Genomic DNA, 8,498 nt, shown 5'->3' with positions numbered 1-8,498 from the left:
AAGATAACTAAATTTGGGGATTTTTAGGTGGAACCCTGGGCGGGGAAACCCCGCCCCTACTATTCTTGAGACATAAATTAAGCACCACGTCTTAAGGATGCTTCTACTTGCTTAAATTCAGCATCCAGACGTTTTTTCAGCTTTTCAGGAACGGGACGATTAGGATAAGAACTGTAGTGTCCTGCAAGGGAATTGAGGGCTGTTCGCATGGTGGTAAAAGAGTTAAGAGCCAAAACAGAAGTATTCCGTTGGTAGCGAGCCGAAAAGTCATTGATTTTTTGACGGGCTTCTGCTTCAAGTGCGGCTTTATCTGGAGAATCTTGAGGTAATTCTAGGGTTTGTCTCAACGTATTGACTACAGTTAAGGTATCTTGACGATAATCCCCGGTTAAACTATCTGGACTACCACCACAGCCAACTAAACCGATAACTAAAACTAAAACTAGAGAAAGCAGACGCGACCAGTAGCTTTTCATAAGCATTAAGTAAAAAAAACAAGTAAATCAAAATCCATCCTATCTTGAATCGGTATATGGGGAATAGGTCAGTTGTTAGTTGTTAGTTGTCAGTTGTTAGTTGTCCCCAATTACCCATTACCCGATATAAAGTATCCCGTTGTTGGTAGGGTCTTTTCAAAGAAGTTATTGCATTTTGTAAAGTTTCTACTTCCATGCAAGTACCACCGACAGCCCCAGCCATTGTGGTAATGTGTTCTTCCATTAACGTGCCACCGATATCATTACAACCCCAATTTAAGGCTGTTGTCGCACCGTCTAGTCCTAGCTTTACCCAGCTTGGTTGGTGATTGGGGATGTAATTTCCCAGATAAATTCTAGCTACAGCAGTTAGTAATAGGGAATCAGCGAGAATTGGTTGGTCTCTTCCTACCTTTTTGCGTAAGGATTTAGGGGCTTCTTGACCAACGAAGGGTAAGACAATAAATTCGGTAATTCTAGCAGGATAGCCTTTTTCTATGGCTGTTTGTTGGAGCGATCTCAATTTTTCTAAATGACCAATTTGCTGTTCTGGGGTTTCAATATGTCCAGACAAAATGGTACTCGTAGTAGGTACGCCCAACTGATGGGCTGTACTGACAATTTCTAACCAAGTGGCTGTATCAATCTTTTCTGGACACAATACCCGTCTGACTTCATCATCTAGCACTTCTGCGGCTGTTCCGGGCATAGAACCGACACCAGCATCTCGCAAAGCCTTAATCACATCAGCATAAGAAATTCCATCTAATCTGGCAATAAATTGGACTTCTTGGGGCGAAAAAGCGTGTAAATGCAGGTGAGAAAATTCGTCCTTAATGGTTTTTACCAGTTTGAGATAATAGGGTAAAGACTTACCGTTAATTTGCGCTTGTGGGTGTAATCCCCCTTGCATACATATTTCCGTTGCTCCTCGACGCACTGCATCTGTAGCTTTTTCCAAAATCTGCGCCGAATTTAACCAGTAAGCATCTGCATCACCATCATCCCGGCGGAATGCACAAAAACTGCAATGTTGCTCACAAATGTTAGTAAAATTAATATTACGATTAATTATGTAAGTAACAGTATTACCAACTTGTTTTTGACGGAGTTGATTTGCTGTAGACTGAATTTGAGCGATCGCCTGTGGGTCAGTTTGTTTTAGTAAAAATACTCCATAATCTGGGGATATATTATCCTCTGCCAAAGCCGATTGTAGAATAGATTCAAAAGTTATAGTAGTCACAGGTGATTAAATATAAACAACTTATTTAAGTTTCATAATAAATTAAAATTTGTAACTTTTAAATGTTATTCAACTAATATGCTCAAAACGGTTGGGACATAGACTTTTGTAAAATCACGAAAACCCTAGTACCGCAAGGCGTTCGTCAAAAGTCAAAAGCAATATTTGGCAAGCTTTTTGGCGATTAAGAATGGTTGATTTATTTACGCCGTGCTGTACTAGATTTGTAGGAGTAAAGCAAAAGCTGATATGTGTCAACTTAAGCTACAGATAGCTTATTTGTTTGGCTGACAGCCCCACCTGGAACTGAAATTCACTAAAGTAAACTAAGCACATTCAAAAATTTTCTAGTTCTTTTAGTCATCAAAAGACAACTAAAGACAACTTCTGCTACAAGACTGGGAATATGGCTAAAGCCACGCTACGCTATCATTCCCAGTTGGGTTATGGGTTTTACGCTACAGCACTTCCTGATGTTATGAGGTACAGTTTCTTATCGCTAAACCCGTAGGGATACAAGGCCTGCGCCCTCCATTGTATTTCATGAGAACGAGAATTGCTATACTGAATAATAATGCTTATTTCTTGTACGTATAAAAAGTTCCATTTGTACTTTTATAGCTGATAGTATAATGTTCATTAATAGCTTGGAGAATATTAATTCTCAATAGATCCAAAGATTTGAATTGAACAGATGAATGTTTACCGAATTTTTTTTCTAACCCATCGGTGATATCTTTTATCAACATTATACGAACTTTCTGAATTGGTGATTTTTCAATATTGAAATTATTCTTATTTAACCCCAGATTTAAATAGTCATTATCCAGAAGAATTGTCCTAAAGTATCCTGTGTTTATTTTTTCTAAAAAGCTATTTTTATTATTTTTTCCAGTTGCTATCATTTGTCCTCCATTAAATGAATCATATTCAAAAGACTTTCCAGAAAGATAGCAGATAAAGATGCTATTATGTATACATAATACAGAACCATTTTGCTGTGCCAAAAAAGACGCATCCATACGATTCATCTGTTCTTGTTTTGCTAAATCAGGTAAATGGGTAATTTGGTGAATACTATCTATAATCATTACCCGCGTAGATATTAGAATACTCAAACTAATAACCAGTGGGAAAATTTTTGCCAATTTACTTTTGGAATCTAGATAAGAGAGAATTACACCTAGCAATATAGAAAGACTAATAAATGTATCAAAATAAATATTAATATTAGTCCCTAACCCTCCAGAAAAATAAATGCCTGTAGTAATAGATATGAGCAAATATAGAGCAGTAATTCTAATCTGTAAATGTCTGACCGCATAGGTTATGCCAATAATTGCGAGAATAAAAGGAATAAATAACTTGGTTAATAGCAAGTCTACACTATTAACAATCTGTGAAATACTATATACACGGCTACCAGTAAGCATGACTTCATGAATAAAATTGCTACCAGATATATTGATACTAATTAAGATAAAACCGCTGGTAATCAAGCCTAAGTAAATCAGCCATTTGAAAAAATATTGACGTGAAATCAAAAAAAGTTCGATAGTTATAGCCAATGGTAAGGCAATTAAATTGTGTTTTATAAAAAGACCCACTACTATTAATGCTGCCGTTATCAATAGGTGATATCTTATTTTAAAAGGTCGTAAATAAATTAATAATGCTAATATAATCGGAAAATGTCCTAATAATTGAGGGTCATTCATGCCTATATAACCCTGAGCCATTGCTGCGAATAAACTTAGGCAAAAGATTCCCGATAAAACAGCATAATAAAGGTTTCTACTCAAAATATTAACTATAAAAATTACCATTATTATTATTAATAACAAAGATAATAAAGACAGATATCTTCCCGCCAAAATAGGATTATGAATTAACTTACTAAGACCGCCGACAATATAGAAAGAAAATGGAGGATAGTTAACTGGAGTCCATTGTTGTTGCCAGTTATAAAGTAATTCCCCTGAATTTACTCTAGTCAGATGGTATGCATTCCAAGCCTCATTATAATTTATAAAAATTCCTGAGAAACTTATGCGGTAAATAGGGTAAAAAATCAGTAATAATGTTATTATTGATAATAATCCAATACTTAACCAATAGTTAACTTGTGAAGCTAAAAATTTTTTTAAATATAAATTCATATTCAAATAAAATTATTGTAAATTTTTTAGAAACTTACTTTTGATTTTCACAAAAATAAAGTACCATTACATTATATCTTTATCCAGATAATATGCTCCCTAAATATTCTCACATTTTAATCAAGAATAAATTTAACTTTCAAAAACTATAATCCTTGACAAATTTACCATCAAGTTTTATATATGTGGTTTGCTAAAACTTAAAATTTACCAATTGTTTCTATCATGCCAAAAGTATTGTAATCTATGGGGAGTTAACCTTTATAAGCGATTTAGCAAGTTGAAATTCACTCTTGATTTTATGACCATCAACCCATCCAATTCTTTATTAGCAGTTCCTATTGGTACATTGAGGATTGCTGAATTTACACCCAAAGAAATAGCCGAAAACAATACCATTCTCCTATCTTTAGTAATTCCTACTTATAAAGAACGTGACAATATCGAAAATGTGGTCAATATATTAAGTGGGTTATTGGATAAAACTACTCCTGGTAATTATGAACTCATTATAGTAGATGATGATAGTCCTGACCGAACTTGGGAAGTAGCACAATCTCTGATTCCAGATTATCCCCAATTACGGGTCATGCGTCGTCAAGAAGAACGGGGACTATCTTCAGCAGTAATACGGGGTTGGCAAGCGGCTAGAGGGTGTGTATTGGGAGTGATTGATGGTGATTTGCAGCATCCTCCAGAGGTATTAACACAACTGTTGCATAAAATAGAAGCGGGGGCTGATTTAGCCTTAGCTAGTCGTCATGTAGACGGTGGTGGTGTGAGTAGTTGGAGTGTAATTAGACGCTTTTTATCTAGGGGGGCGCAGGTATTGGGATTAGTGATTTTACCGGGAGTTTTAGGTCGAGTTAGTGACCCAATGAGTGGTTATTTTATGGTACGACGAAGTGCGATCGCCAATACCACACTTAATCCCATCGGGTATAAAATTCTTTTAGAAATCATTGGTCGGGGACAGGTAAGAGAAATTGCTGAAGTTGGTTATGTATTCCGCGAACGCACAGAAGGAGAAAGCAAAGTGACGTGGAAACAATATGTAGACTATATTCAACACCTAATTCGGTTACGGATATCTACTGGGAGAATAGGAAAAATTAGTCAAAAAGTTAACTTTCCTATCGGAAGATTTCTCAGATTTGGTGCGGTAGGATTTAGTGGCGTATTTGTGGATTTAACCATATTTCACATCATGCGTACCGTAATTAATTTGGGTTTAACGCGCAGTACAATTCTTTCTGCCGAAGTAGCAATTCTCAATAATTTTCTTTGGAATGATTTGTGGACATTTGGGGATATTTCCCGAAAACAGACAGGAAAACGCCAGCGTTTCAAAAGATTCTTAAAATTTAACATGGTCTGTTTAGCGGGGATAATCATCCAAACATTAGTAGTCAATTTCCTTTTTAATAGCTTAGGTATGAATCAGTATATAGCTAAATTAATAGCGATCGCAGTAGCCACAATTTGGAACTTTTGGGTTAACCTAAAACTAAGCTGGCGAGTCACAGAAGTCAAATAAATCCATTTATTCATCTGCGTTTAATTATGATTAGGTTTTTTCTTCTGATTAAATAAACCCGACATACTCATACCCGTCACCAATAAACCGATTAATCCGAAACCATTCAAAATCGGATAAATTCCCTGTAAATGAAAAATTTCCCCAGTATGAATTTTCAACATTAATCTAGAAGAAAGCCCCATATTCACAGACCATTCTCCAATAATAGTTGCTAACATTCCCGTTAAAACAGTTAATAAAAGTGGGACACAAACAATAATGCCAATAACACGATGATATTTACGAAATGCTTTTTTCACAGTAGTCCTCCAAAATAGAATAAGATTATTGACCGCAGATAAACCCAGATAAATTAAGAGATTAGTATTACCTTTGCGCCTTTGCGTGAGACATTTTATTTATCTGCGTCCCCAAACCTTCAATCCTTCAAACCACAAAATACTCAATACTCCAGAAGTGAGACTAACTAATAAATCATCAAAATGAAGAACAGAGAACCGGAATAAATGACGTAACACAGGAACATAAAGCACCAAACCCATAAACACCACAGCACCAGCCAACACCCACCAAAGTGCCGCATTAGGAGTGCGTAACATTTCGGGAATAGTCCGCGACCAAGAACGATTACTCAAAATCATACTCAAATTCGAGACAATTAGGGTAGTAAAAGCCAAAGTACGGGCATCAAATTCTCCATGTCCAGAATAAAAAGCCACAGCAAATACAAGCAGTAACACCACTAACACACTTATCCCTTGGAGCAGTGCTAACCTCAAAGTTCGACGGCTGAATAAGGACTCTCTGGGATTACGGGGTGGACGGTTCATGACATTGCTTTCTTCTGGTTCAGCCTCAAATACTACAGTACAAGCAGGGTCAATAATTAAATGCAGAAAAGCAATGTGGATAGGCAATAATACCAGTGGCCAATGAAATATTACCGGAATCAAGGACATTCCCGCAATGGGGATATGCACCGCCAAAGTATAAGCCATCCCTTTTTTCAGGTTATCAAATACTCGCCGTCCTAGCCTCACAGATTGGACAATAGCAGAAAAATCATCATCTAGCAAAACTAAATCCGCAGATTCACGGGCAACATCTGTTCCCCTTTCACCCATAGCAATACCGATATTTGCAGCTTTCAAAGCTGGGGCATCATTCACACCATCTCCAGTCATAGCAACGATTTCACCGCAGCGTTTCAGGGCATTCACAATTAGTAATTTTTGTTCGGGAACAACCCGCGCAAAGATATTCACAGTTTGAATGCGAGATAGTAACTCCCCTTCTGGGATTGTTTCCAGTTCTGACCCGGTAATTACTTCTGTGGCAGGTTTTAGACCGATTTGGCGGGCAATATTTTGGGCTGTGGCGGGATAATCCCCTGTAATCATCACTACCCGGATACCAGCAGTGTAACACTCGGCAATGGCTGGGGCGACAGTTGGACGCACGGGGTCAGCCATACCTAGCAGTCCCAAAAAGGCAAATTCAAAGTCATGCTGGGCTTCAGGAAGAGATTTGAGGGTTTTGTTTTTTTGATGTTGCCCAATAACTTTGGCTACACCCAAAACACGCAAACCAGCGATCGCCATTTTATTAATCTGCTGTTCCAAATCTTGCTTTTGTTGGGTGTTAAAATGACAAAGATCAGCGATCGCTTCCGGCGCTCCTTTGGTAGCAACTACTAATTTATTTTCTGGAGATTTCCACACACAGGACATGGCTAATAATTCACCTGTGAGGGGATATTCCCGCAGGATTTCCCAGTCTTGATGTAAATGTTCTGTTCTAGCTAAATAGTCATCACCCACTTGTTTGAGGGCTTTTTCCATGGGGTCGAAAGGGTCTTTGCGACTGGCTAAAATCCCAAATTCGATTAATTCATGAAAAGTTTCCGGCAGGGCTTCCCGTTCATGGAGGGCGACATCGTAAAATTGCGGTGTTAATGTTGTTGGCTGATACACAAATAATTGCTGAACTGACATCCGGTTAAAAGTCAGCGTTCCAGTTTTATCTACACAAAGAACGGTCGCAGAACCCAGTGTTTCTACTACAGGAACACGCCGAGTTAAAACCCTAGCCTGGGAAAATCTCCAAGCCCCCAAAGCCAGGAAAATTGCCAAGACCACAGGAATTTCATTCGGCAAAATTGCCATTGCTAATGCCAAACCTGCTAAAATTCCTTGTAGCCAATTGTTCCTTGTTGCACCGTAAATAACGATTACAGCTACACAAATAGCGATCGCTACAAAGGTCAATTTACTGACAATTTTTCGAGTTTCCCGTTGCAAAACCGTGTCTTCGGGTTCGACAGTTTGCAAGGCTTTACCAATTTTACCCATTTCCGTCTGCATCCCTGTGGCATAGACTTGGGCAATTCCCTGACCTTGAACTACTAACGTTCCCGAATAGACAAAAGGTAGATCTTCACCACCAGGACGATGCTGTGTGGCGGTTCTCATCGTATTTTCTAAATCGGTGGTATCCTGTTTGCGAACGGGTAAAGATTCCCCAGTTAACAAAGACTCATCAACGCTCAAATGGGTAGACCACATCACCACAGCATCAGCAGGAACTCTATCACCCTCTGACAAAACAATCACATCTTCTCGAACTACTTCCCGTCCAGGGATTCGTTGACGTTCGCCATCACGAATAACTAATGCGCGTGGACTAGAAAGATCCCGTAGTGCTTCCAGAGATTTTTCTGTTTTTTGTTCTTGGTATAAGTTGATGCCAACAATGAAAAAGATGAACCCTAGTAAAATTAAAGCTTCCTGGGGATCACCCAAAAACAGGTAAATGATACCACATCCTAATAACAGAAGAAAAATCGGCTCTTGGAAGATTTCTAGGGCAATTTCCCAGATTTGGCGATGTTGGGTAGATGGTAGCTCATTATATCCTTCTTCTTGGAGGCGATCACCTGCGGTTAATACAGATAACCCCGTAATAGATTGGAGTTCAATTTTATGAGTCATGATAAAAGTTTTGTTTTCACGTCCACGTAGCGTGCAGAGTACATATAGCGATCGCCAAAAAATCCCCAAAATTTACCTTAAAAATCT

At 38.2% G+C, this 8,498-nt stretch carries 6 protein-coding genes; 1 reads left to right on the top strand and 5 read right to left on the bottom strand.

From position 1 onward, the window contains the following. Positions 1–77 precede the first annotated feature (77 nt). From psb27 to CA730_RS10235, 3 genes are all read right to left on the bottom strand, one after another. Complete coding sequence (gene psb27, locus CA730_RS10245; RefSeq protein ID WP_172891170.1) at positions 78–482, bottom strand: photosystem II protein Psb27; 405 nt, start codon at positions 480–482, stop codon at positions 78–80. A 76-nt stretch (positions 483–558) separates the two neighbouring features. Continuing rightward, complete coding sequence (gene cofH / locus CA730_RS10240) at positions 559–1,722, bottom strand: 7,8-didemethyl-8-hydroxy-5-deazariboflavin synthase subunit CofH (protein ID WP_096666984.1); 1,164 nt, start codon at positions 1,720–1,722, stop codon at positions 559–561. 578 nt (positions 1,723–2,300) lie between these two features. Beyond that, positions 2,301–3,881 carry a glycosyltransferase family protein gene (locus CA730_RS10235; protein ID WP_096666982.1) on the bottom strand — a complete coding sequence of 527 codons (1,581 nt, stop codon included), beginning with the start codon at positions 3,879–3,881 and terminating at the stop codon, positions 2,301–2,303. 301 nt (positions 3,882–4,182) lie between these two features. On the opposite strand from CA730_RS10235, the gene CA730_RS10230 reads away from it, so the two are divergent. After that, positions 4,183–5,418, top strand: coding sequence for a glycosyltransferase (locus tag CA730_RS10230; RefSeq protein WP_096666981.1), 1,236 nt, complete (start codon positions 4,183–4,185; stop codon positions 5,416–5,418). 20 nt (positions 5,419–5,438) lie between these two features. Here the strand turns inward: CA730_RS10230 and CA730_RS10225 are convergent, their stop codons facing one another. Together CA730_RS10225 and CA730_RS10220 are read right to left on the bottom strand one after the other, a co-directional pair. Then, positions 5,439–5,720: a cytochrome b family protein gene (locus tag CA730_RS10225; RefSeq protein ID WP_096666979.1), complete on the bottom strand. Its 282-nt coding sequence runs from the start codon at positions 5,718–5,720 to the stop codon at positions 5,439–5,441. Between the two features lie 99 nt (positions 5,721–5,819). Beyond that, positions 5,820–8,411, bottom strand: coding sequence for a cation-translocating P-type ATPase (locus CA730_RS10220; protein WP_096666976.1), 2,592 nt, complete (start codon positions 8,409–8,411; stop codon positions 5,820–5,822). Positions 8,412–8,498: the final 87 nt, after the last annotated feature.

Origin of the sequence: Dolichospermum compactum NIES-806 (assembly GCF_002368115.1) — a bacterium.
GTDB classification, from domain to species: domain Bacteria; phylum Cyanobacteriota; class Cyanobacteriia; order Cyanobacteriales; family Nostocaceae; genus Dolichospermum; species Dolichospermum compactum.
The sequence above is the reverse complement of the archived record's forward strand: the minus strand, read 5'-3'. Positions and strand labels throughout refer to the sequence as shown.

Bases quoted from the DNA above. Each gene is read 5' to 3' on its own strand.
- psb27 (WP_172891170.1), bottom strand. From the start codon at position 482: ATGCTTATGAAAAGCTACTGGTCGCGTCTGCTTTCTCTAGTTTTAGTT.
- CA730_RS10235 (WP_096666982.1), bottom strand. From the start codon at position 3,881: ATGAATTTATATTTAAAAAAATTTTTAGCTTCACAAGTTAACTATTGG.
- CA730_RS10230 (WP_096666981.1), top strand. From the start codon at position 4,183: ATGACCATCAACCCATCCAATTCTTTATTAGCAGTTCCTATTGGTACA.
- CA730_RS10220 (WP_096666976.1), bottom strand. From the start codon at position 8,411: ATGACTCATAAAATTGAACTCCAATCTATTACGGGGTTATCTGTATTA.